This window comes from Streptomyces sp. NPDC028907 (genome assembly GCF_055564995.1).
Genome location: NZ_JBVHVE010000001.1, coordinates 554,767 through 575,755, shown reverse-complemented (window position 1 = coordinate 575,755; position 20,989 = coordinate 554,767). Strand labels below are relative to the sequence as shown.

At 71.4% G+C, this 20,989-nt stretch carries 16 protein-coding genes; 7 read left to right on the top strand and 9 right to left on the bottom strand.

The window, feature by feature from the left end; translation table 11 throughout:
* Positions 1 to 409: 409 nt before the first annotated feature.
* The 6 genes from aceE to ACZ4UU_RS02590 form a co-directional block, all read right to left on the bottom strand.
* The gene (gene aceE, locus ACZ4UU_RS02615) at positions 410 to 3,112 is read right to left on the bottom strand and encodes a pyruvate dehydrogenase (acetyl-transferring), homodimeric type (RefSeq protein ID WP_468036073.1); all 2,703 of its coding nucleotides are present in this window, start codon (positions 3,110 to 3,112) and stop codon (positions 410 to 412) included.
* Positions 3,113 to 3,521: 409 nt separating this feature from the next.
* Positions 3,522 to 4,145, bottom strand: coding sequence for a GntR family transcriptional regulator (locus tag ACZ4UU_RS02610; protein WP_468036072.1), 624 nt, complete (start codon positions 4,143 to 4,145; stop codon positions 3,522 to 3,524).
* 371 nt (positions 4,146 to 4,516) lie between these two features.
* Positions 4,517 to 6,304 carry a 2-oxoglutarate dehydrogenase, E2 component, dihydrolipoamide succinyltransferase gene (gene sucB, locus ACZ4UU_RS02605; protein WP_468036071.1) on the bottom strand — a complete coding sequence of 596 codons (1,788 nt, stop codon included), beginning with the start codon at positions 6,302 to 6,304 and terminating at the stop codon, positions 4,517 to 4,519.
* 60 nt (positions 6,305 to 6,364) lie between these two features.
* Positions 6,365 to 7,753 (bottom strand): dihydrolipoyl dehydrogenase, encoded by a 1,389-nt coding sequence (gene lpdA, locus ACZ4UU_RS02600; RefSeq protein WP_062718874.1) that lies wholly within the window; start codon positions 7,751 to 7,753, stop codon positions 6,365 to 6,367.
* Positions 7,754 to 8,008: 255 nt separating this feature from the next.
* Entirely contained in the window at positions 8,009 to 9,550 is a 1,542-nt protein-coding gene (locus tag ACZ4UU_RS02595; protein ID WP_468036070.1) for a leucyl aminopeptidase, read from the bottom strand.
* A 181-nt stretch (positions 9,551 to 9,731) separates the two neighbouring features.
* The gene (locus tag ACZ4UU_RS02590) at positions 9,732 to 9,857 is read right to left on the bottom strand and encodes a hypothetical protein (protein WP_468036069.1); all 126 of its coding nucleotides are present in this window, start codon (positions 9,855 to 9,857) and stop codon (positions 9,732 to 9,734) included.
* A 62-nt stretch (positions 9,858 to 9,919) separates the two neighbouring features.
* Between ACZ4UU_RS02590 and ACZ4UU_RS02585 the strand changes: the two genes are divergently transcribed.
* From ACZ4UU_RS02585 to ACZ4UU_RS02565, 5 genes are all read left to right on the top strand, one after another.
* Positions 9,920 to 11,953 (top strand): hypothetical protein, encoded by a 2,034-nt coding sequence (locus ACZ4UU_RS02585; protein ID WP_468036068.1) that lies wholly within the window; start codon positions 9,920 to 9,922, stop codon positions 11,951 to 11,953.
* A gap of 145 nt (positions 11,954 to 12,098) precedes the next feature.
* Entirely contained in the window at positions 12,099 to 13,619 is a 1,521-nt protein-coding gene (gene pelF, locus ACZ4UU_RS02580) for a GT4 family glycosyltransferase PelF (RefSeq protein ID WP_468036067.1), read from the top strand.
* Positions 13,616 to 15,070, top strand: coding sequence for a hypothetical protein (locus ACZ4UU_RS02575; protein WP_468036066.1), 1,455 nt, complete (start codon positions 13,616 to 13,618; stop codon positions 15,068 to 15,070). The genes pelF and ACZ4UU_RS02575 overlap by 4 nt, the downstream gene beginning before the upstream one ends.
* Positions 15,067 to 15,720 (top strand): spherulation-specific family 4 protein, encoded by a 654-nt coding sequence (locus tag ACZ4UU_RS02570; protein ID WP_468036065.1) that lies wholly within the window; start codon positions 15,067 to 15,069, stop codon positions 15,718 to 15,720. The genes ACZ4UU_RS02575 and ACZ4UU_RS02570 overlap by 4 nt, the downstream gene beginning before the upstream one ends.
* On the top strand, positions 15,717 to 16,502 hold the full coding sequence (locus ACZ4UU_RS02565) for an endo alpha-1,4 polygalactosaminidase (protein ID WP_468036064.1): 786 nt from the start codon (positions 15,717 to 15,719) through the stop codon (positions 16,500 to 16,502). Before ACZ4UU_RS02570 ends, ACZ4UU_RS02565 begins: the two co-directional genes overlap by 4 nt.
* A 40-nt stretch (positions 16,503 to 16,542) precedes the next feature.
* Here ACZ4UU_RS02565 and ACZ4UU_RS02560 read toward each other — a convergent pair whose 3' ends face one another.
* Positions 16,543 to 17,322, bottom strand: a complete 780-nt coding sequence (locus ACZ4UU_RS02560) for an adenosylcobinamide-GDP ribazoletransferase (RefSeq protein WP_468036402.1) — start codon at positions 17,320 to 17,322, stop codon at positions 16,543 to 16,545.
* Between the two features lie 73 nt (positions 17,323 to 17,395).
* On the opposite strand from ACZ4UU_RS02560, the gene ACZ4UU_RS02555 reads away from it, so the two are divergent.
* Positions 17,396 to 18,160 (top strand): hypothetical protein, encoded by a 765-nt coding sequence (locus tag ACZ4UU_RS02555; protein ID WP_468036063.1) that lies wholly within the window; start codon positions 17,396 to 17,398, stop codon positions 18,158 to 18,160.
* Here the strand turns inward: ACZ4UU_RS02555 and ACZ4UU_RS02550 are convergent.
* Positions 18,100 to 18,807, bottom strand: coding sequence for a hypothetical protein (locus tag ACZ4UU_RS02550; RefSeq protein WP_468036062.1), 708 nt, complete (start codon positions 18,805 to 18,807; stop codon positions 18,100 to 18,102). The genes ACZ4UU_RS02555 and ACZ4UU_RS02550 overlap by 61 nt on opposite strands.
* A gap of 23 nt (positions 18,808 to 18,830) precedes the next feature.
* Positions 18,831 to 19,955, bottom strand: coding sequence for a nicotinate-nucleotide--dimethylbenzimidazole phosphoribosyltransferase (gene cobT / locus ACZ4UU_RS02545; RefSeq protein WP_468036061.1), 1,125 nt, complete (start codon positions 19,953 to 19,955; stop codon positions 18,831 to 18,833).
* A gap of 227 nt (positions 19,956 to 20,182) precedes the next feature.
* Here cobT and ACZ4UU_RS02540 point away from each other — a divergent pair, with 227 nt between their 5' ends.
* Positions 20,183 to 20,989 carry a class I SAM-dependent methyltransferase gene (locus ACZ4UU_RS02540; protein ID WP_468036060.1) on the top strand — a complete coding sequence of 269 codons (807 nt, stop codon included), beginning with the start codon at positions 20,183 to 20,185 and terminating at the stop codon, positions 20,987 to 20,989.

Sequence of the window (20,989 nt, the reverse complement as noted above, 5' to 3'; positions counted from 1 at the left end):
GCGCCCATGATGCCGGTCCTACCCGGCGATGATCCCGCCCCCGCCGCCCCTACCCATTCCCGCCCCTGGGGGCTGCGCCCCCAGACCCCCGCCGTCGGTCCTTCGGACCTCGTCCTCAGACGCCGGACGGGCTGAAAAGCCCAGCCCTCCCGGCGTAGCCCTCTGCGGGTGGGTGGGGGGTCGGGACGGTGATGGCCTCGTCCTCAGACGCCGGACGGGCTGGAAAACCCAGCCTTCCCGCCGTCGCCCCCTCCGGGTGGGTGGGGGTTCGGGACGGTCGGGGCCTCGTTCTCGAAACGCCGGACGGGCTGAAGTACTCAGCCCCTCCGGCGTTTGAGGAGCGGGGTCTGGGGCGGAGCCCCAGGAGGATGGGACGGGTAGGGGCGGCGGGGGCGAAGGAAAGCCCGGCCTACAGGCCGTACTTCTCCCGGGCCTCCTTGACCGCCGTCGCCTTGACCTCGCCCCGCTTCGCCAGCTGGGCCAGGGCCGCGACGACGATCGACTGGGCGTCGACGCCGAAGTGGCGGCGGGCCGCCTCCCGGGTGTCGGAGAGACCGAAGCCGTCCGCGCCCAGCGAGGAGTAGTCCTGCTCGACCCACTGCGCGATCTGGTCGGGCACCTGGCGCATGTAGTCGGAGACCGCCAGCACCGGACCCTCGGCACCCTGCAGCGCCTGACGGACGTACGGCACCCGCTCCTCGCCACGGAGCAGCGCCGCGTCCGCCTCCAGGGCGTCCCGCCGCAGCTCCGTCCAGGACGTCGCGGACCACACGTCGGCCGCCACACCCCACTCCTCGGCGAGCAGCTTCTGCGCCGCCAGCACCCAGTGGATCGCCGTACCGGAGCCCAGCAGCTGGATCCGCGGGGCGTTGGCCACCGGGGACAGCTCGGCCGACTCCGCCGTGTTGAAGCGGTACAGGCCCTTGACGATGCCCTCGTCGATGCCGAGGCCCGAGGGCTTCGCCGGCTGCGGGAGCGGCTCGTTGTAGACCGTCAGGTAGTAGAAGACGTTCGGGTCCTCACCCGGGGCCGCCTCGCCGTACATCCGGCGCAGACCGTCCTTGACGATCGTCGCGACCTCGTACGCGAACGCCGGGTCGTACGTCAGCGCCGCCGGGTTGGTGGCGGCGATGACCGGGGAGTGGCCGTCGGCGTGCTGGAGGCCCTCGCCCGTCAGCGTCGTACGGCCCGCCGTCGCGCCCACCAGGAAGCCGCGGCCCAGCTGGTCGCCGAGCTGCCACATCTGGTCGGCCGTACGCTGCCAGCCGAACATCGAGTAGAAGATGTAGAACGGGATCATCGCCTCACCGTGCGTGGAGTACGCGGTGGACGCGGCGATGAAGTCGGCCATCGAACCGGCCTCGGTGATCCCCTCGTTGAGGATCTGGCCGTTCTTGGCCTCCTTGTAGTACATCAGCTGGTCGCGGTCGACCGGCTCGTACGTCTGGCCCTTGGGGGAGTAGATGCCGAGGGACGGGAAGAGCGACTCCATGCCGAAGGTGCGCGCCTCGTCGGGGACGATCGGCACCCAGCGCTTGCCGGTCTCCTTGTCGCGGACCAGGTCCTTGATCAGGCGGACGAAGGCCATCGTGGTCGCCACGTTCTGCGAACCCGAGCCCTTGTCGAAGGACGCGAACGCCTTCTCGGCGGGGGCCGGCAGCGGGGCCAGCGGGTGCACGCGGCGGGCCGGGGCCGGGCCGCCGAGGGCCGCGCGGCGCTCCTGGAGGTAGCGGACCTCGGGGGAGTCGGCTCCGGGGTGGCCGTAGGGGACGACCCCGTCGACGAAGTCGCTGTCCTTGATCGGCAGCTCCAGCAGGTCACGCATCGCCTTGAACTCGTCCACCGTCAGCTTCTTCATCTGGTGGTTGGCGTTCTTCGACGCGAAGCCCTCGCCGAGGGTGAAGCCCTTGACCGTCTGGGCCAGGATCACGGTCGGCGCGCCCTTGAACTCCAGGGCCGCCTTGTACGCGGCGAAGACCTTGCGGGCCTCGTGGCCGCCGCGGGAGAGGTGGAAGCACTCAAGGATCTTGTCGTCGCTGAGCAGCTTCGCCATCTCGGCCAGCGCGGGGTCGGCCCCGAAGAAGTCCTGGCGGATGTAGGCGGCGTCACGGGTCTGGTACGTCTGCACCTGCGCGTCGGGTACCTCGCGCAGCCGGCGTACCAGCGCGCCGGTGGTGTCGAGCTGGAACAGCTCGTCCCAGGCCGTGCCCCACAGCGACTTCACGACGTTCCAGCCGGCGCCGCGGAACTGGGCCTCCAGCTCCTGCACGATCTTGAAGTTGGCGCGGACCGGGCCGTCGAGGCGCTGGAGGTTGCAGTTGATGACGAAGGTCAGGTTGTCCAGGCCCTCGCGGGAGGCGAGCGCGAGTGCCGCCGTGGACTCCGGCTCGTCCATCTCGCCGTCGCCGAGGAACGCCCAGACGTGCGAGTTCGAGACGTCCTTGATGCCGCGCGCCGTCAGATAGCGGTTGAAGCGCGCCTGGTAGATGGCGGAGAGCGGGCCGAGGCCCATGCTCACCGTCGGGAACTCCCACAGCCAGGGAAGACGGCGGGGGTGCGGGTAGGACGGCAGGCCGTTGCCGCCGGCCTCCTGACGGAAGTTGTCGAGGTGCTGCTCGGTGAGGCGGCCGTCGAGGAAGGCGCGGGCGTAGATGCCGGGGGAGGCGTGGCCCTGGATGTACAGCTGGTCGCCGGAGCCGTCCCCCTCCTTGCCCTTGAAGAAGTGGTTGAAGCCGGTCTCGTAGAGCCAGGCCGCGGAGGCGAAGGTGGCGATGTGGCCGCCGACGCCGTGTTTGCTGCCCCGGGTCACCATGGCGGCCGCGTTCCAGCGGTTCCACGCGGTGATACGGGACTCCATCGCCTCGTCACCGGGTACGGCGGGCTCGGCGGAGGTCGGGATGGTGTTGACGTAGTCGGTCTCGAGGAGCTTGGGCAGCGCGATGCCGGTGCCCTCGGCCCTCTCCAGCGTGCGGCGCATCAGGTATGCGGCGCGGTGCGGACCGGCTGCCTTGGCGACAGCGTCCAGGGAGGCCTGCCATTCGGCCGTCTCCTCCGGGTCACGGTCCGGGAGCTGGTCGAGCGCGCTCGGCTGGATGGCGTTGGGGTCGGTCATGTCGCCGCCTTCCTCAGTCGAAGGGGGTTCCCTCATCGGTAAGGGTTCGGGGTGCCCTTTGTCTTTGGCAGGACAGGGCGAAGACCTCGGTGGAGGTCCGTCGGCGACAATAACTCTCTGATCGATGATCGATCAAAGGGTTGTGGGCGAAAACCTCTTGATCACGAGAAAGTCGGCACGGGGTGCCTCCGGCAGTGGCACGGGGTGACCGCTCCGTCGGTGATTTGCGCAGGTGAGGAGGGGTGAGCGCGGATGAGCTCGGGAAGTCCGTAGTCCGTAGTCCGTAGTCCGTAGTCCGTAGTCCGCAGTCCGCAGTCCGCAGTCTGGCGGTGCGGTCGGCGGGGGCTGATCGCGCCCATGCGGCGGAGCCGCATATCGACGCAGCGCCGCGCCCCCTTCAGGGCGCCTGTCAGGCCCGGGGTGCGCAGCCGAGGACGTGACTCTTGACCAGGTCGGCGATGCGGGGGTCGCGGCGCTTGAACGCTGCCACCAGTTCCGCGTGTTCCTCCGCGTAGGACTGCTGCACGGTTCCCAGCCACCGGATGGACAGCGCCGTGAACACCTCGATGCCGAGGCCCTCCCAGGTATGCAGCAGCACCGAGTTGCCGGCGGCGCGGACCAGCTCGCGGTGGAAGGCGACGGTGTGCCGGACCTGGGCCGTGCCGTCGGAGTTGCGGTCGGCGTCGTACAGGGCGGTGACATGCGGGTCCAGGGCGGAGCAGTCCTCGGCGAGGCGGTCGGCCGCGAGCTCGGCGGCGATGGCCTCCAGGCCGGCCCGGACCGGGTAGCTCTCCTCCAGGTCGGCGGCCGTCAGGCTGCGGACGCGCACGCCCTTGTTCGGCGCGGACTCGATCAGGCGCAGGGACTCCAGCTCGCGCAGCGCCTCTCGAACCGGCGTCTGGCTGACCTCCAGCTCGGTGGCGATCCGCCGCTCCACGATTCGCTCGCCCGGCTGCCAGCGCCCGCTGATGATCCCCTCCAGGATGTGCTCGCGGATCTGTTCGCGCAGCGAGTGGATGACGGGGGCGGTCATGAGGGCTCCTTAGGGCGCGTTGACGTTTAGACAATACGGCCGTAGCGCTCCGCTGGGTGGGCCGACGGGGGTGCTTTGGTGCAGGTGAGACGAGACTTACACGGGGGATTGGGGGTGGGCGCCTGAGAGCTCGGTCCGGGGCGTCGGTGGGCGGGTGCGGGTGGTTCGTGGTTGCTCGCGCCGTTCCCCGCGCCCCTGAGGTGGGTCCGCTGCACCTGCCTCAAGGGGCGCGGGGAACGGCGCGACCAGCCAACGACTACCTGCAGCCGCCGACAACCCCGCACACCGATCTGTCAGGCGCCCCAAAAAATGACGCCCCGCCCGGAGAAGTTCCGGACGGGGCGTCGTGCAGCGTCAAGCCCTGGTGTTGCTTACAGGCCGAGCTCGACCTCGAACTCGCCCGCCTCCAGGATCGCCTTGACCGCCGTCAGGTAACGGGCCGCGTCGGCGCCGTCGACCAGGCGGTGGTCGTAGGAGAGGGTCAGGTAGGTCATGTCGCGAACGCCGATGACCGTGCCCTCCTCCGTCTCGATGACGGCAGGGCGCTTGACCGTCGCACCGATGCCGAGGATCGCGACCTGGCCCGGCGGCACGATGATCGTGTCGAAGAGCGCACCGCGCGAACCGGTGTTGGAGATGGTGAAGGTCGCGCCGGACAGCTCGTCCGGCGTGATCTTGTTGGCGCGGACCTTGCCGGCCAGGTCGGCCGTCGCCTTGGCGATACCGGCGATGTTGAGGTCACCGGCGTGCTTGATGACCGGGGTCATCAGGCCCTTCTCGGAGTCCACCGCGATACCGACGTTCTCGGTGTCGAAGTAGGTGATCGTGCCCTCGGCCTCGTTGATCTTGGCGTTGATCGGCGCGTGCGCCTTCAGCGCCTGGGCCGCGGCCTTGACGAAGAACGGCATCGGGGAGAGCTTGACGCCCTCACGGGCCGCGAACGCGTCCTTGGCCCGGGCGCGCAGCTTCATCAGACGCGTGACGTCGACCTCGACGACCGAGGACAGCTGCGCCTGCTCGTGCAGCGCCTTGACCATGTTGTCGCCGATGACCTTGCGGATGCGCGGCATCTTGACGGTCTGGCCACGGAGGGGGGAGGCCTCCAGGGACGGCGCCTTCTTGGCGGCGGCAGCGGCCGGGGCGGCAGCGGCGGGAGCCGGAGCAGCGGCGGCGGCCTTCGCGGCCTCGGCGGCGGCGATGACGTCCTGCTTGCGGATGCGGCCGCCGACGCCGGTTCCCTTGACGGTGCCCAGGTCGACGCCGTTCTCGGCGGCGAGCTTGCGCACCAGCGGGGTGACGTAGGCGCCCTCGTCGGTCGCCTTGGCGGCGGCCGGAGCGGCCGGAGCCGGGGTGACCGGGGCCGGGGCGGCCGGCGCGGGAGCCGGAGCCGCGGGCTGGGCCGGAGCCGGGGCGGCAGCGGCGGGCGCGGCCGGAGCGGCGGGGGCGGGAGCCGGAGCGGCGGGGGCGGCCGGAGCCGGAGCCGCGGCGGGGGCCGGGGCGGCCGGGGCCGGGGCGGGAGCCGGAGCGGCACCCGCGGCGCCGATGACGGCCAGCTTGGCGCCGACCTCGGCCGTCTCGTCCTCGCCGACCACGATCTCCAGCAGCGTGCCGGAGGTGGGCGCGGGGATCTCGGTGTCGACCTTGTCCGTGGAGACCTCGAGCAGGGGCTCGTCGGCCTCGACGCTGTCACCGACCGACTTCAGCCAGCGGGTGACGGTGCCCTCGGTGACGGACTCGCCGAGCGCGGGCAGGACGACGTCCGTGCCCTCGGCGGAGCCGGCACCGGCGGCGGCCTCGGCGGTGGGAGCCGGGGCGGGAGCGGCCTGCTCGGTGGACGGGGCGGCGGCCTGCGGGGCCGGCTCCGGCTCGGCGGCCGGGGCGGGCTCGGAGGCGGGGGCCGGGGCGGCCGCGGGGGCGCCGGTGCCGTCGTCGATCACGGCCAGCTCGGCGCCGACCTCGACCGTCTCGTCCTCGGCGACCTTGATGGAGGCCAGGACGCCGGCGGCGGGGGAGGGGATCTCGGTGTCGACCTTGTCGGTCGACACCTCGAGCAGGGGCTCGTCGGCCTCTACACGCTCACCCTCGGCCTTCAGCCAGCGGGTGACAGTGCCCTCGGTGACGCTCTCGCCGAGCGCCGGAAGGGTTACGGAAACCGCCATGGTTTCGGTTGCTCCTTACGAATTGCGGAAGTCTGAGTCGTCGCTTCGTCGACCGAGGGATCAGTCGTGCGCGTGCAGCGGCTTGCCGGCCAGGGCCAGGTGGGCCTCGCCGAGCGCCTCGTTCTGCGTCGGGTGGGCGTGGATGAGCTGGGCGACCTCGGCCGGCAGCGCCTCCCAGTTGTAGATCAGCTGGGCTTCGCCGACCTGCTCGCCCATGCGGTCGCCGACCATGTGGACGCCGACGACGGCACCGTCCTTGACCTGGACGAGCTTGATCTCGCCCGCGGTGTTCAGGATCTTGCTCTTGCCGTTGCCCGCCAGGTTGTACTTCAGAGCGACGACCTTGTCCGCGCCGTAGATCTCCTTGGCCTTGGCCTCGGTGATACCGACGGAGGCGACCTCCGGGTGGCAGTACGTCACCCGCGGGACACCGTCGTAGTCGATCGGAACGGTCTTCAGACCGGCCAGGCGCTCCGCCACCAGGATGCCCTCGGCGAAGCCGACGTGCGCGAGCTGGAGGGTCGGGACGAGGTCACCGACGGCGGAGATGGTCGGCACGTTGGTGCGCATGTACTCGTCGACGAGGACGTAGCCGCGGTCCATCGCGACGCCCTGCTCCTCGTAGCCGAGACCGGCGGAGACGGGCCCGCGGCCCACCGCGACCAGCAGGACCTCGGCCTCGAACTCCTTGCCGTCGGCCAGGGTGACCTTGACGCCGTCGGCGGTGTACTCGGCCTTCGAGAAGAAGGTGCCCAGGTTGAACTTGATGCCGCGCTTGCGGAACGCGCGCTCAAGAAGCTTCGAGGAGTTCTCGTCCTCGACCGGGACGAGGTGCTTGAGGCCCTCGATGACGGTGACGTCCGCACCGAAGGACTTCCAGGCGGAGGCGAACTCTACGCCGATGACGCCGCCGCCCAGGATGATCGCGGACTTCGGTACGCGGTCCAGGACGAGGGCGTGGTCCGAGGAGATGATGCGGTTGCCGTCGATCTCCAGGCCCGGCAGCGACTTCGGCACGGAGCCGGTCGCCAGCAGGACGTGGCGGCCCTGGACGCGCTGGCCGTTCACGTCGACGGAGGTCGGGGAGGAGAGGCGCCCCTCGCCCTCGATGTACGTCACCTTGCGGGAGGCGACAAGCCCCTGGAGGCCCTTGTACAGACCGGCGATGACACCGTCCTTGTACTTGTGGACCCCGGCGATGTCGATGCCCTCGAAGGTGGCCTTCACGCCGAACTGCTCGCTCTCGCGGGCCTGGTCGGCGATCTCGCCCGCGTGCAGCAGGGCCTTGGTGGGGATGCATCCCCGGTGCAGGCAGGTGCCGCCGACCTTGTCCTTCTCGATCAGGGCGACGTCCAGGCCCAGCTGCGCCCCGCGCAGGGCCGCGGCGTAACCGCCACTACCACCGCCGAGGATCACTAGGTCGAAAACGGTGCTGGCGTCGTTCGCCACGTCACGTCCTCCATGCATGTGCGCCTACGCCGGTCAGCGGTGACCGGTCGGCGGCTGGTGTCCGGCCGCTCTTTCTTCGGCCCTGTGGTGGGGGCCCTGTCCTGCCGAGCCCCATCTTCGCACTTGTCCACACCGAACGAGACGCCGGGCCGGTGTGTGAGACGTCCCACGTTCAGTTGAGCGGATGCCGGAGGCGCATGAATGAGGGGGCCCCGCCCTACCCGCGCGCGGAGCCCCCTTTTGTTCAGAGCAACCTCACCCCAGGTCGCCGGCCGCGGTGAGTTCGGCGAGCCGGACCAGCGTCCGCACCGCGCTGCCGGTACCACCCTTCGGGGTGTACCCGAAGGGACCGCCCTCGTTGAACGCCGGACCCGCGATGTCCAGGTGCGCCCACGTGATCCCCTCGCCCACGAACTCCCGCAGGAAGAGACCGGCGACCAGGCCGCCACCCATCCGCTCGCCCATGTTGGCGATGTCGGCGGTCGGCGAGTCCATGCCCTTGCGCAGATGCTCCGGCAGCGGCATCGGCCACGACGCCTCCCCGACCTCCTCGGCCGCCTCCACGATCGCGGAGCGGAACGCGTCGTCGTTGGCCATCACACCGAACGTGCGGTTGCCGAGCGCCAGCACCATCGCACCGGTCAGCGTCGCCACGTCCACGATCGCGTCCGGCTTCTCCTGGGACGCCGCCCACAGCGCGTCGGCGAGCACCAGTCGGCCCTCGGCGTCCGTGTTGAGGACCTCGACGGTCTTGCCGCTGTACATGCGCAGCACGTCACCGGGGCGCACGGCGGAGCCCGAGGGCATGTTCTCGGCCAGCGCCAGCCAGCCGGTGATGTTCACCTGGAGGCCGAGGCGCGCGGCGGCCACGACGGCGGCGAACACGGCGGCAGCGCCGCTCATGTCGCACTTCATCGTCTCGTTGTGCCCGGCCGGCTTCAGCGAGATGCCGCCCGAGTCGTAGGTGATGCCCTTGCCGACGAGGGCGAGGTGCTTGTCCGCCTTGGAGTGCGTGTACGACAGCTTCACCAGCCGCGGACCGGCCGCCGAGCCGGAGCCGACGCCGAGGATGCCGCCGTAGCCGCCCTTGGTCAGCGCCTTCTCGTCGAGCACCTGCACCTTGATGCCGTGCTCCTTGCCGGCCGCCGTGGCGATGGCGGCGAAGGACTCGGGGGTGAGGTCGTTGGGCGGGGTGTTGATCAGGTCGCGGGCGCGGTTGAGCTCCTCGACGACGGCGGTGGCACGCTCCAGCGCGGCCTTGTGCTCCTTGTCGCGGGGCTTGCCGCCGAGCAGCGCGGCCTCGGCGAGCGGGGCCTTGCCGTTCTTCTTCGCCGATACGTTCTTGCCGTTGTCCTTGTAGGCGTCGAAGGAGTACGCGCCGAGCAGCACGCCCTCGGCGACGGCGCCGACGTCACCGGCGTCGCCCAGCGGCAGCGCGAACGCGGCCTTCTTGGATCCGGCGAGGGCCCGGGCGGCGACACCGGCGGCCTTGCGCAGCGCCTCGCCGTCGTACTCGGCGTCCTTCTCCGGTGCGGCGCCCAGGCCAACCGCCACCACGAGCGGGGCCTTGAACCCGGCGGGCGCGGGGAGCTTCGTCACCTCGCCCTCGGCACCCGAGGCACCGAGGGTCTCCAGGACGCCGGCGAGCCTGCCGTCGTACGCCTTGTCCACGGCCTCGGCGCCCGGTGCGACGACCGGACCCGTGGCCTTGGGGCCGGAGCCCTTGGCGACACCGATCACGATCGCGTCGGCGCGCAGGCCGGGCGCCGCGGCGGTGCTGAGAGTGAGAGCAGTCACGGTGGTGAAATCTCGCTTCCGATGTGAAGTTTGCGATGGCCGAAAAGGTGTGGGTCGACCGGGCCCGACGGCCGACCCTATTTCCGACCCACGGACGCGGTCTCAACGGGTGCGGTATCAGCGGGGCCTTCCCCGGCACGGCGAACACTCGGGACGAGCCTACGCTCGTGTGAGCGTTCGCTCATTCCTGCGGGCGTTCATCCGTCGGTGGCGTCACGGTCATTTCTTGATCCTCTGCCTCGGTGAGCTGAGTCACACTCGTCTGGTTCCGGTGAGTGGTCTGCTTGCCGGTTTGCATGATTTCCACGGATCCTCCGCCGTTTCACCGCAAGCGGCCACAAGGGGATCTTCCGGGGGAAGGGGCGACCAATGGCGCAGAGTGCGCACAGATGGAGAAACTCGGCCGCTGTTCTGACGGCCACCGGTCTGCTGGCGCTGGGTCTGGGAGTGCCCGGCGCCGCGGCCGCAGCGCAGCCGCGCATCGATCTCAGGGTGCTGGTCGTGGACAACGGCGACAGTCCCGTCCGGGCGATCACCGCCCGGCTGAGGAGCACCGGCATCCCGTACACCACCGTCGACCTGACCGACGCCGGCCGTCCGACCATCACGGCCGCGTTCCTCAGCGACACGGTGAACGGCACGCCCCGCGCCAAGTACCAGGGCGTCGTCCTGCCCAACGAGGCGCCCTTCGGGGCGGGGTCGGCCGAGCAGACCGCGCTGGAGAGCTACGAGCGGACCTACGGCATCCCGCAGGTCGACGCCTACACCTGGGCCCACCCGGGCGTCGGTCTCGACTACACCGGCGAGGGCGGCTGGACCGGATCCCTCGACGGACGCGAGGCGGCCGTCACGGCCGAGGGCAGGTCGGGGTACTTCGGCTATCTCGACGGCGCCCTCACCTTCGAGGACAACGACCCGTCCGTACTGGAGAGCTACGGCTTCGTCGCCCGGCCCCGTGCCGGATTCACCAGCTATGTCGACGCCCCCGTGCCTGCCGGCTCCGGGCGCGGCAGCCTGATCGGCGAGTACAGCCACGACGGCCGCCGCGAGTTGGTGGTGACCTTCGCCTACAACGAGTACCAGCAGCAGTTCCAGGTCCTCGCCCGCGGCATCGTCGAATGGCTGACGCAGGGCGTGCACCTGGGGCAGGCCCGCAACTACTTCGCGGTGCACGTCGACGACGTCTTCGCGTCCGACGCCCGCTGGGACACCGAACGCAACTGCACGCCCGGCGACATCGACTGCGCGGGCGGCCCCGGCGAGGAGGTCCCGCCGATCCGGATGACCGCCGAGGACGCCGTCCACGCCGCGCAGTGGCAGCGGCAGCGCGGCTTCAAGCTGGACATGGTCTACAACGCCGGCTCCGGCGAGGAGTGGAAGAGCGAGAACGGCGGCACCGACCCGCTCGCCGACCGGCTGCTCGCCGACAAGGCGCAGTACCGCTGGATCAACCACACCTACACGCACCCCTTCCTCGGCTGCGTCCAGGACACCTCGACCGTCCCGTGGAGCTGCGCCAAGAACGCCGACGGCTCGACGAAGTACATGAGCCGCGCGGACATCTCCGCGCAGATCCGCGACAACCACGACTGGGGCGTCGCCAAGGGGCTCCCGCTCGACCGCACGGAACTCGTGACCGGCGAGCACTCCGGCCTGAAGACCCTGCCGCAGCAGCCCGCCGACAACCCCGACCTGGCCGGCGCCCTCGCCGACAACGGCGTCAAGTGGATCGCCTCCGACAACTCCCGTGAGCCCGCCCAGCGTTCGGTCGGCGCCGCCCGGACCGTGCCCCGGTACCCGATGAACGTCTACTACAACGTGGGCACCGAGGAGGAGATGGTCGACGAGTACAACTGGATCTACACCTCCACGGCCGACGGCGGCAGCGGCATCTGCGAGACCAACCCCGCTTCCACCTGCCTGGCCTCCCCCCTTGACCCCGTCACCGGATACGACGAGTACATCGTCCCGCTGGAGGCCCGTACCGCCCTCGGGCACGCGATCAGCAACGACCCGCGCCCGCACTACGCCCACCAGTCCAACCTGGCCGAGGACCGGACGCTCTACCCGGTCCTGGACAAGGTGCTCACCGACTACCAGTCGCTCTTCGCCGACAACACCCCGGTCGAGAACCTCGCCCAGAGCGCCATCGGCACCGAACTCCAACGCCGCGCCACCTGGCAGAGCGCCGTCACCAACGGCTCCGTCACGGCGTACCGCATCGGCAGGACGGTCACCGTCAAGGCGCCCAACGGGACACTGATCCCCGTGACCGCACCGGAGGGCACGACCAGGCAACTCCTGCTCGGCACCTCCGCGTTCGGGGCGCCGTACGCGGGCAGCCGCTCGGCCTGGACCAAGCCAGAGCTTCTGCAGAGCGCCGTCACACTGAAGTTGCCTTAGGGCATCGCCCCTTTTCTTGGGGGCGCGGGGCTGTTTTGGACTTGCGGCTACCGCCGCGTGGGCGCGACCAGCCACGACGCGGCGGTGCCGGGGTCCGGGCAGCAGTTCCCCGCACATCATCCGCACGACAGGGGGAAGCGCAGCCATGCCTACAGGCCGCCACGTCACCATGCTCACCGAAGGCACCTACCCACACGTCCACGGCGGAGTCAGCACCTGGTGCGACCAGCTCGTCAAGGGCATGCCGGAGGTCGACTTCCACATCGTCTCGCTCACCGGAACCGGCCGCGAACCGGTCACCTGGGAGCTGCCGCCCAACGTCCACCGACACACCTCCGTACCGACCTGGGGCCCACGCCCGGGGCACAGCCGGCCTCCGTACGGCAGGTCCCGGCGCCGTTTCATCAACGCCTACGAACGTTTCCTGCTCTCCTTCCTGGACCCCGACGCGTACTGCGACTTCGGCGAGGCCCTGGACGAGCTGGCCGGACTCGCCCGCGACGGACGGCTGTCGGCGGCCCTGCGCACCGAGTCGGCGCTGCGGTCGCTGATGTGGATATGGACGATGCCGCATCTGCCGACCGCGGCCGCCCACCCGACCGTCCACGACGCCCTGACCGCGACCGACCTGCTGGAACACGCCCTGCGCCCGCTCGGGATCCGGATCCCGGAGGACTCGGTGGCGCACGCGGTGAGCAGCGGCCTCGCCACGCTCCCCGCCCTCGCCGCCCGCAGGCTGGACGGCGTGCCGTTCCTCCTCACCGAGCACGGTATCTATCTGCGCGAGCGCTACCTCGGTTACCGCAGCGATCTCCAGCGCTGGCCCGTGAAGGCGTTCATGCTCGGCTTCTACCGTGAACTGAATTCACATGGTTACCGCACGGCCGACCTGATCACACCGTGCAACCGGTACAACCGTCGCTGGGAGGAGCGCGGCGGCGCCGACGCCGACCGGATCCGCACCGTCTACAACGGCGTCGACCCGCACGCCTTCCCGCACGCCGGCCCCGAGCCCGAAGCCCTCACCCTCACCTGGTGCGGCCGCGTCGACCCCATCAAGGACCTGAAGACCCTCCTGCGGGCCTACGCCATGGTCCGCGCCGAACTCCCGGAGACCCGCCTGCGCCTGTTCGGCCCGGTCCCGCCCGGCGGCGAGGCCTACCGCACCGAACTGGAGAAGCTCGCCGCCGAACTCGGTGTGACGGACGGCCTGACCTTCGAGGGCCGCATCAGCGAGGTCTGGCGCGCCTACGCAGCCGGTCACGTCGTCATGCTGTCGTCCATCTCGGAGGGCTTCCCGTTCTCCATCATCGAGGCCATGTCCTGCGGCCGTACGACGGTCTCGACGGACGTCGGGGGAGTGCGCGAGGCCGTCGGCGACACCGGCCTGGTCGTCCCCCCGCGTGAACCGGAGAAGATGGCGGCGGCCGCGCTGACCCTGCTCCGCGACGACGAACGGCGCCTGGAACTGGGGGAGTTGGCCCGACAGCGCGTAATCGACCGCTTCACGCTCCGTCGCTCCGTGGACAACTTCCGGACGATCTACCAGGAGCTCGCGGGCGGCGCCGAGGTCTACGAGCCCACGCTCGAGACGGTCGCCGACTGGACCCTCGAACTGCGCGATCCCTGGTACGAGAAGGTCGCGACGGACGGAACCGGCTGGTGAGCGGCAGCCTCTGGATGCCGCCCGGCGCCCACCCCGACACCCTGCCCGTCGTACCGCGCCAGCGCCCCACCCCCGGCTGGGCCCGGCCCGACCCCGTCGACGAACTCGCCGAACGCCTCGACGACTTCATAGCCGCCGCCGTCCACCCGGACGAGATCGCCGCGCTGCTGGAGTCCGACGGCCTGTCCGACGACCAGATACGCGAGCGCTACGGCGTGAAGGACTCGTTCGCCCTGGCGGAGGAGCTGTACGAACGGGTCGAGCGCCGCCACCCGGAGCCGGCCGGTCCGGTCCACGACCCCTGGCGGACCGGCCTGCTCGGCTGCCTCCTGCGCGGCGTGGTCTTCGCCCTCCCCGGCCTCGGCTACGTCCTCGGCGCCCCCTTCCTCACCGGCCCACGGGACGACTTCGACCTCCCCGCGGGTACGGTCCCGCTCCTGGCCGGCGCCCTGGTCGGCTGGACCTGGAACCAGGGGCTCGCACATCGGGCGTACTCCTGGCTGGGGTTGGGGGATCGAGGGGCCGCCCGCCGCGCGTTGCTGCTGGGCGCACCGGCGGGCGCCCTGCTCGGCATCCTGATGTCCCTGGCCGTAGCGGGCACCGCCCACCCGTCCGCGCTGGCTTTCGCGGCCGGCCAGTCGATCTACCTGGCCGCGGCGACGGTACTGCTGGTGCTGGGCCGCGAACGGGCGCTGCTGGCAGCGCTGTTGCCGATGGCGGCGGGAGCGGCTGTGACGCCGGCCCATCCGCTGCCCGACACCGCACGGCTCACCCTTCTCTTGGGTTCGCTGGCAGTGGTGGCCCTTCTAGGCCTACGGGAAGTGGCACTCCCCAAGGGGCGCGGGGCTGTGCACGATGTGCGGCTACCGCCGCGTGGGCGCGATCAACCACATCGAACCCGCAGCCGCCAAGAGGCGATGGGTCCCCCTCTCCTGGGCTCCCTCCCATACGCCGTCTTCGGCCTGGCCACAGGCATCCTGGTCCTCCACGCAGCCCTCGGAGACCCCCTCGCCGCCGTAGCCCTGACCCTCAGCATGGGCCCCGCCGAATGGCTCCTGTACCGCTTCCGCAGCGCATCCCTCGCGGGCCTGCGCTCCAGCGGCACCCCCAGGGCGTTCCGGCGCGCAACGGCCCGAACGGTCGCCGAATGCCTCGCCGCCTACCTGGCCGCCCTCCTCGCCCTCACCCTCACCACCGGCAGCACCGGCGTGCACCTGGCCGGTCTGCTCCTCCTCGGCGTCGTCCTGTGGACGGGCCTGCTGCTCCAGTCCTTCGGCGCGGTGCTCGGCACGACGACGATCTGCTGCGTGGCCGCCCTCGCCCAGACGGTCGCCCTGGTGACACACGCCGGCAGCCCGCACTGGATCGGCCTGATCGTCCACGCGACCGCGGCGGTGGCCCAAAGCGCCCTGGTCTGCGCCCTGTTGGGGAGAGTGACCGCCCACCGATGAAGGAGCTGCTGATCCCCTACTACGAGCACCCGTCCGCCCGCCGCGCCGAATGGGACGCGATCATCGCGGCCGCGCCCCGCCTCTACGGCGTCGTCCTGAACCCGGCCAGCGGCCCCGGCGACACACCCGACCCGGCGTTCGCCGAGGTCGCCGACAGGCTGCGGCGGGCGGACGTCCGGGTGCTCGGCTACACCGACACCGACTACGGCCGCAGACCCCGCGCCGACGTCGTACGGGACCTCGCACGGCACCGGGACTGGTACGACGCCGACGGCGTCTTCCTCGACCAGGTCGCCTCCGGCCGTGCGGAGTTGCCGTACTACCAGCGCCTCGCGGCGGCCGCCTGGGGCGCCGGTTACGGCACGGTCGTCCTCAACCACGGCACTCCACCGCACCCCGCGTACGCCAGGATCGCCGACGTCCTGGTCACCTTCGAGGGCACCTGGAAGTCGTACGCGGACACGCGATCGCAGGAGTGGCGGGGCGGCGGCACGGGCGTACGGCTGTGTCATCTCGTCCACGGCGTCCCGGCCGGCGTCGACCTGGCCGGAGCGGCCCGGGAGCGCGGGGCCCACGTGTACTGCGGGGTGCCGGGGATCGGGGATCATCCCTGGGGTACGTTGCCGCACGCTCTGGAGCCCATCCTGTGAGACGCGTTCTGCCGCTGGTCGCCCTGTTGTCACTGCTCGCGGGCTGCACCGCGGGGCCCGCCGAGGACGACGAGCCGAGCGGCCACCGCTGGCAGCCGCGCCCCGGCACGGCCTGGCAGTGGCAGCTCAGCGGCCGTCTCGACACCTCCGTCGACGTGCCGGTGTACGACATCGACGGCTTCGACCACTCGAAGGCCACGGTCGCCGAGCTGCATGGCCAGGACCGCAAGGTCATCTGCTACCTCTCCACCGGCGCCTGGGAGGACTGGCGCCCCGACGCCGGGAAGTTCCCCAGGTCGGTGCTCGGCAAGGGCAATGGCTGGGAGGGCGAGCGCTGGCTCGACATCCGGCGCACTGACGTCCTGGAGCCGTTGATCGCGGCCCGGATCGACATGTGCCGCGACAAGGGCTTCGACGCGGTCGAGCCGGACAACATGGACGGCTACCGCAACCGCACCGGCTTCCCGCTGAAGGCCGCCGACCAGCTCCGCTACAACCGCCTCGTCGCGAGACTGGCCCACGAGCGGGGTCTGGCGGTCGGCCTGAAGAACGACCTGGACCAGATCCCCGAACTGGTCGACGACTTCGACTTCGCGGTCAACGAGCAGTGCGCCCAGTACGAGGAGTGCACGGCCCTCAGCCCCTTCGTGAAGGCGGGCAAGGCGGTCTTCCACGTCGAGTACGAGGTCCCGACGCGCAGCTTCTGCGGTCAGTCGCGTCGTCTGAAGCTGAGTTCGATGCTGAAGAAGTACGAGCTGGGGGTGTGGCGCCGGCCGTGCTGAGAACCGGGCGGACCGGTGTCACCCCGGGGTCACCTCGCTGTCAGCCCAGGGCCAGGACCACGAGCGCGGTGGTCGCCGCCGTCTCCGCGAGGCCGCCGAAGACGTCGCCGGTGACGCCCCCGAAGCGGCGCGTGCAGTGCCGGAGCAGCAGCTCGGCGGCGCCGAGCGCGGCGAGGACCGCCAGAACCGTGCGGGCTGTGTCGTACGCCCCGAAGAGCGCCCCCGCGGCCGCGGCGACCCCGGTCACCGCCAGGGCGACGGCCACCGCGGCCCGTGCCGGAACGACGCCGGCGACCGCGGCCCCCAGCCCCTCCGGCCGGGCGGCGGGCACGCCGGTGCGCGCGGCGAGGGTGAGCGCGAGGCGGGCGGCGACGGCCGAGACGACGGTGGCGAGGGCGCCCCGGGCCCAGGAGCCGTCGTACAGCCGGGCGAGCGCGGCCACCTGCGCCAGCAGCACGAACACGAGCGTGATGACCCCGAAGGGGCCGATGTCCGACTGCTTCATGATCCGCAGCGCGTCCTCGGCGGGCTTTCCGCTGCCGAGCCCGTCGGCGGTGTCGGCGAGGCCGTCGAGATGCAGCCCACGGGTGAGTACGGCGGGGACGGCGGCGCCGGCGACGGCGGCGAGGAGGGGATCCGCACCCAGGAACAGCAGCACGAGTGCGGCGAGGGCCGCGCCGCAGCCGAGGACGACCCCCACCAGCGGGGCGCACAGCATTCCGCCGCGCGCCGCCTCCCGGTCCCAGCGGCTCACCTTCACGGGGAGGACGCTCAGGGTGCCGAAGGCGAAACGGAGACCGTGCAGGGGCGGCGGGGTCATGGACACGTCGGCAGCGTAGCCCGGACGTCCGCTCCGCCAGGCGGCCCGCCCCCGACCCGGACACACTGGGACCATGGGTGACTGGTGGCAGCGCAACATCGTCGAACCGGGGAAGCTTCCGCTGCTCCTGGCCCTGACCGCCTTCGTGGTCACCTTCCTCGTCACCCGTGTCATCACCCGCATGATCCGCGCGGGCAAGGGACCGTTCCGCAACATCGAGACCGGCTCGGTCCACATCCACCACGTCGTCCCCGGGATCCTCCTCACGGTCGTCGGCGGCTTCTGCGCGGTGGCCGGCGGACAGTGGGGATTCGGCTCGTCCGCGGCCGCCGTGGTCTTCGGGATCGGCGCGGGGCTCGTCCTGGACGAGTTCGCGCTGATCCTGCATCTGGACGACGTGTACTGGACCGAGGCGGGCCGCAAGAGCGTCGAGGTGGTCGTGCTCACCGCCGCTCTGGCCGGCCTGTTCCTCCTCGGCTACGCGCCCTTCGGGGTCAACGACCTCAGTGACGACGAGCTCCAGAACCGCGGGACGGTGCTCAGCACGATCGCCGGGAACTTCTTCGTCGCCCTGATCGCCCTCTTCAAGGGCAAGGCCCGTATGGCGATCTTCGGGGTGGTCATCCCCTTCGTCGCCCTGTTCGGCGCCGTCCGCCTGGCCCGTCCCGTCTCCCCGTGGGCGAAGCGCTTCTACCGGCGCCGCCCCCGCGCCCGTGCCAAGGCCTGGCTGCGCTCCTACCGCCACGACAAGCGCTGGATCGGGCCCAGCCGCAAAATTCAGGACTGGATCGGCGGCGCCCCCGACGTGGACCCGCCCCGGGCCCTGGAACGCCGCTGACGCACCGCCGACACCGCGCACAGCACCAGCACCGCCGCGATCGCCGCCAGGTGCTCCCTCCCGGCGAGATTGTCCTTCAGCGCCACCTCGACCACCATCGCCACGATCACCACGGAGGCGGTGACATACGCGCCGTAGCGCCAACCGAGGAAGACCGCCAGCCCCACCACGGCCGCCGACGGCCCCGTGTCCACGACCCGCGCGTCCGAGGCGGGCAGCCCGATCGGGTGGTCCGGACCCAGCGCGACGCCCACGCGCGCGTACAGCGTGCCGGCGAGGGTCGCGACGTAGGCGATGACGAGCGTCCGCCACCGGCCCAGACAGAGCTCCGCGATCCCGAACACCACCAGGATCTGCGCGAGCGCGCCCCACACCGGCAGGTCGAGGGCGGGCACGAACAGGGACAACGGCGTCCGCGCGAGCGCCGACCACAGCGGGTCCTCGGCGCGGACGGCCCCGAGGTCCTGGACGACCTGATACCCCCAGGACCGGTTCTGCACGACCTGCACGAGCCCCGTCAGACAGACGGCCCCCAGGGTCATCGGCACGACCGCCCACCATCGCCGTCCGGCCGACGCCCCCCGAACGGCGAGGTACAACGCCCCCCACTCGGCACGGATCCAGCGGCTGAGGGTGTCAGCTCTCACGAGGGGGGATCATAGGCGGACAATCAGGATGAGTCGCCCTCCGGCTCGGGCGTGGGCTCCTCGTCCTCCGGCGTCTCCGAGTCCTCCGGCGTCTTTGCGGGCTCCGGCTTCTCCGGGAGCTCCGCGGCCAGTGCCGCCGCGGCCTGGACCATCGGCAGGGCCAGCAGGCCGCCGGCGCCCTCGCCGACCTTCACACCCGGGTCGAGCAGGGGCTCCAGGGCCATGCGGTCCAAGGCCTTCGCCTGGCCCGGCTCCCCGCTGTCGTGGGCGGCCAGCCACCAGTCCGGCGCCCGGAACGCGATCCGCTGGCCCACCAGCGCACAGGCGGCGACCACGACCCCGTCCAGCACGACCGGCATCTTCCGCACCGCGCTCTGCAGCAGGAAGCCGGTGATCGCGGCGAGGTCCGCGCCGCCCACCGTCGCGAGCAGCTGGAGCTGATCCCCGAGCACGGGCCGCGCCCGGCGCAGCGCGTCCCGGATCGCCGAGCACTTGCGCATCCACGCCAGGTCGTCGATGGCCAGCCCGCCCCGCCCGGTGACCACCGACGCGTCGGTCCCGCACAGCGCGGCGACCAGCACCCCCGCCGCCGTGGTGCCGCCCACGCTCACATCGCCGAGCACCACCAGATCCGTACCGGAGTCGGCCTCCTCGTCGGCCACCGCCACCCCGGCCCGGAACGCCGCCTCGGCCTCCTCGGGCGTCAGCGCGTCCTCGACGTCGATACGGCCGCTGCCGCGCCGCACCCGATGCCGTACGACCGCCTCCGGCAGCGACTCCGGGTCGCAGTCCAGCGCCATGTCCACGACCCGCACCGGAACACCGAGCCGCCGCGCGAGCACCGCCACGGGCCGGCCGCCCTCGAGGATCTCCCGCACCAACTCCCCGGCGCTGCCCGCCTCGCGCGCCGACACGCCCAGCTCGGCGACCCCGTGGTCACCGGCGAACAGTACGACCCGCGGCTGTTCGATCGGCCGCACCGGCACGGCGGACTGCGCGGCGGCCAGCCACTCACCCAGTTCGTCCAGGCGGCCCAGCGCCCCGGGCGGCACGATCTGACGCTCACGGCGCGCCTCTGCGTCACGGCGTACCCCTCCGTCGGGGCGCTCGATCAGATCAGTGAAGTCGTCGAGATTAAGCGAGCTCATTCGCCGAACAGTACCGGCACCGGTCGAACAGAACGGCGCCACATGGCCCCCACGGGCCTCGCCACGTCACCACCGCATCCGCGTGACGTCGTTGCACCCGGGATTGGCATCCCATACGTTCCGTTTTGCAGTGGATTGTCGGGGCATGGTCCGGGCATGCTCGCACCGCCCGCCGTACCCCCCGGGCGTACGCCCCCGTCGTACGCCCCCGCGCCCGGGAGCCGCTCATGACCGCGACCGCACCCTCCGAACGACACCGCGCCGACTGCGCGTTCACCCTCGCCGCCTGCCGGGACCAGCGCTTCGTCCCCCGGCACCTACGCCTCACCCGGCTGCCCTACCGCCGGCTGAGAGCCGCGGCCCGCGCCGCGCTCCCCTTCCCCGAGCCGGAGAGCTGGCTGGACGTCGGCACGGGCTTCGCCCGCTTCCCGGAGGCGGCCAAGGAACTCTTCCCGTACACGGCGTTCGACGGCCTGGACCTCACCCACCGCGTCCTGGACGCCCGCGTCGCCGAGCGGGTGGAGGAAGCCCATGTCGGCCACCTCACCGATCCCCGCATCACGGCCCGCCTACGCGCCCGCTACGACGTCGTCAGCATGTTCCGCCACCTGGAACACGCCCCCGACCCCCGCGCGGAACTCCGCGCCGCCCTCACGGTCCTGCGGCCGGGGGGCCACCTCCTCCTCGAACTCCCCAACCCCCGCAGCGTGTTCGCCGTACTCCTCGGCCGACTGTGGATCCCGCACAGCCGGCCGGGCCACCTCCACCTGATGCCCCTGCACACCCTCTGCGAGGAACTCGAACTCCAGGGCTGCACGATCGTCTCGACGGACCACCGAGCCGCACACATCCCGTACGACATCGCGGCCACGACGTCCCTGGCCCTGACGCGACTCTTGCCCTCACTCCTGTCCCGAGCATGCGCACCCCTGGTAGCCGTGGCCTGGGCCTTGGACCACGTCCTGGCCCCGTTCCTACGTGCCACCCGCTTCTCGAACGCCTACAGAGTCATCGCCCGCAAGGAGCCGACCTGA

Excerpts from the sequence above, each read along its gene's own strand:
- aceE (WP_468036073.1), bottom strand. The coding sequence starts at position 3,112 with ATGACCGACCCCAACGCCATCCAGCCGAGCGCGCTCGACCAGCTCCCG.
- ACZ4UU_RS02610 (WP_468036072.1), bottom strand. The coding sequence starts at position 4,145 with ATGACCGCCCCCGTCATCCACTCGCTGCGCGAACAGATCCGCGAGCAC.
- sucB (WP_468036071.1), bottom strand. The coding sequence starts at position 6,304 with ATGGCGGTTTCCGTAACCCTTCCGGCGCTCGGCGAGAGCGTCACCGAG.
- ACZ4UU_RS02585 (WP_468036068.1), top strand. The coding sequence starts at position 9,920 with ATGGCGCAGAGTGCGCACAGATGGAGAAACTCGGCCGCTGTTCTGACG.
- pelF (WP_468036067.1), top strand. The coding sequence starts at position 12,099 with ATGCCTACAGGCCGCCACGTCACCATGCTCACCGAAGGCACCTACCCA.
- ACZ4UU_RS02570 (WP_468036065.1), top strand. The coding sequence starts at position 15,067 with ATGAAGGAGCTGCTGATCCCCTACTACGAGCACCCGTCCGCCCGCCGC.
- ACZ4UU_RS02560 (WP_468036402.1), bottom strand. The coding sequence starts at position 17,322 with ATGACCCCGCCGCCCCTGCACGGTCTCCGTTTCGCCTTCGGCACCCTG.
- ACZ4UU_RS02555 (WP_468036063.1), top strand. The coding sequence starts at position 17,396 with ATGGGTGACTGGTGGCAGCGCAACATCGTCGAACCGGGGAAGCTTCCG.
- cobT (WP_468036061.1), bottom strand. The coding sequence starts at position 19,955 with ATGAGCTCGCTTAATCTCGACGACTTCACTGATCTGATCGAGCGCCCC.
- ACZ4UU_RS02540 (WP_468036060.1), top strand. The coding sequence starts at position 20,183 with ATGACCGCGACCGCACCCTCCGAACGACACCGCGCCGACTGCGCGTTC.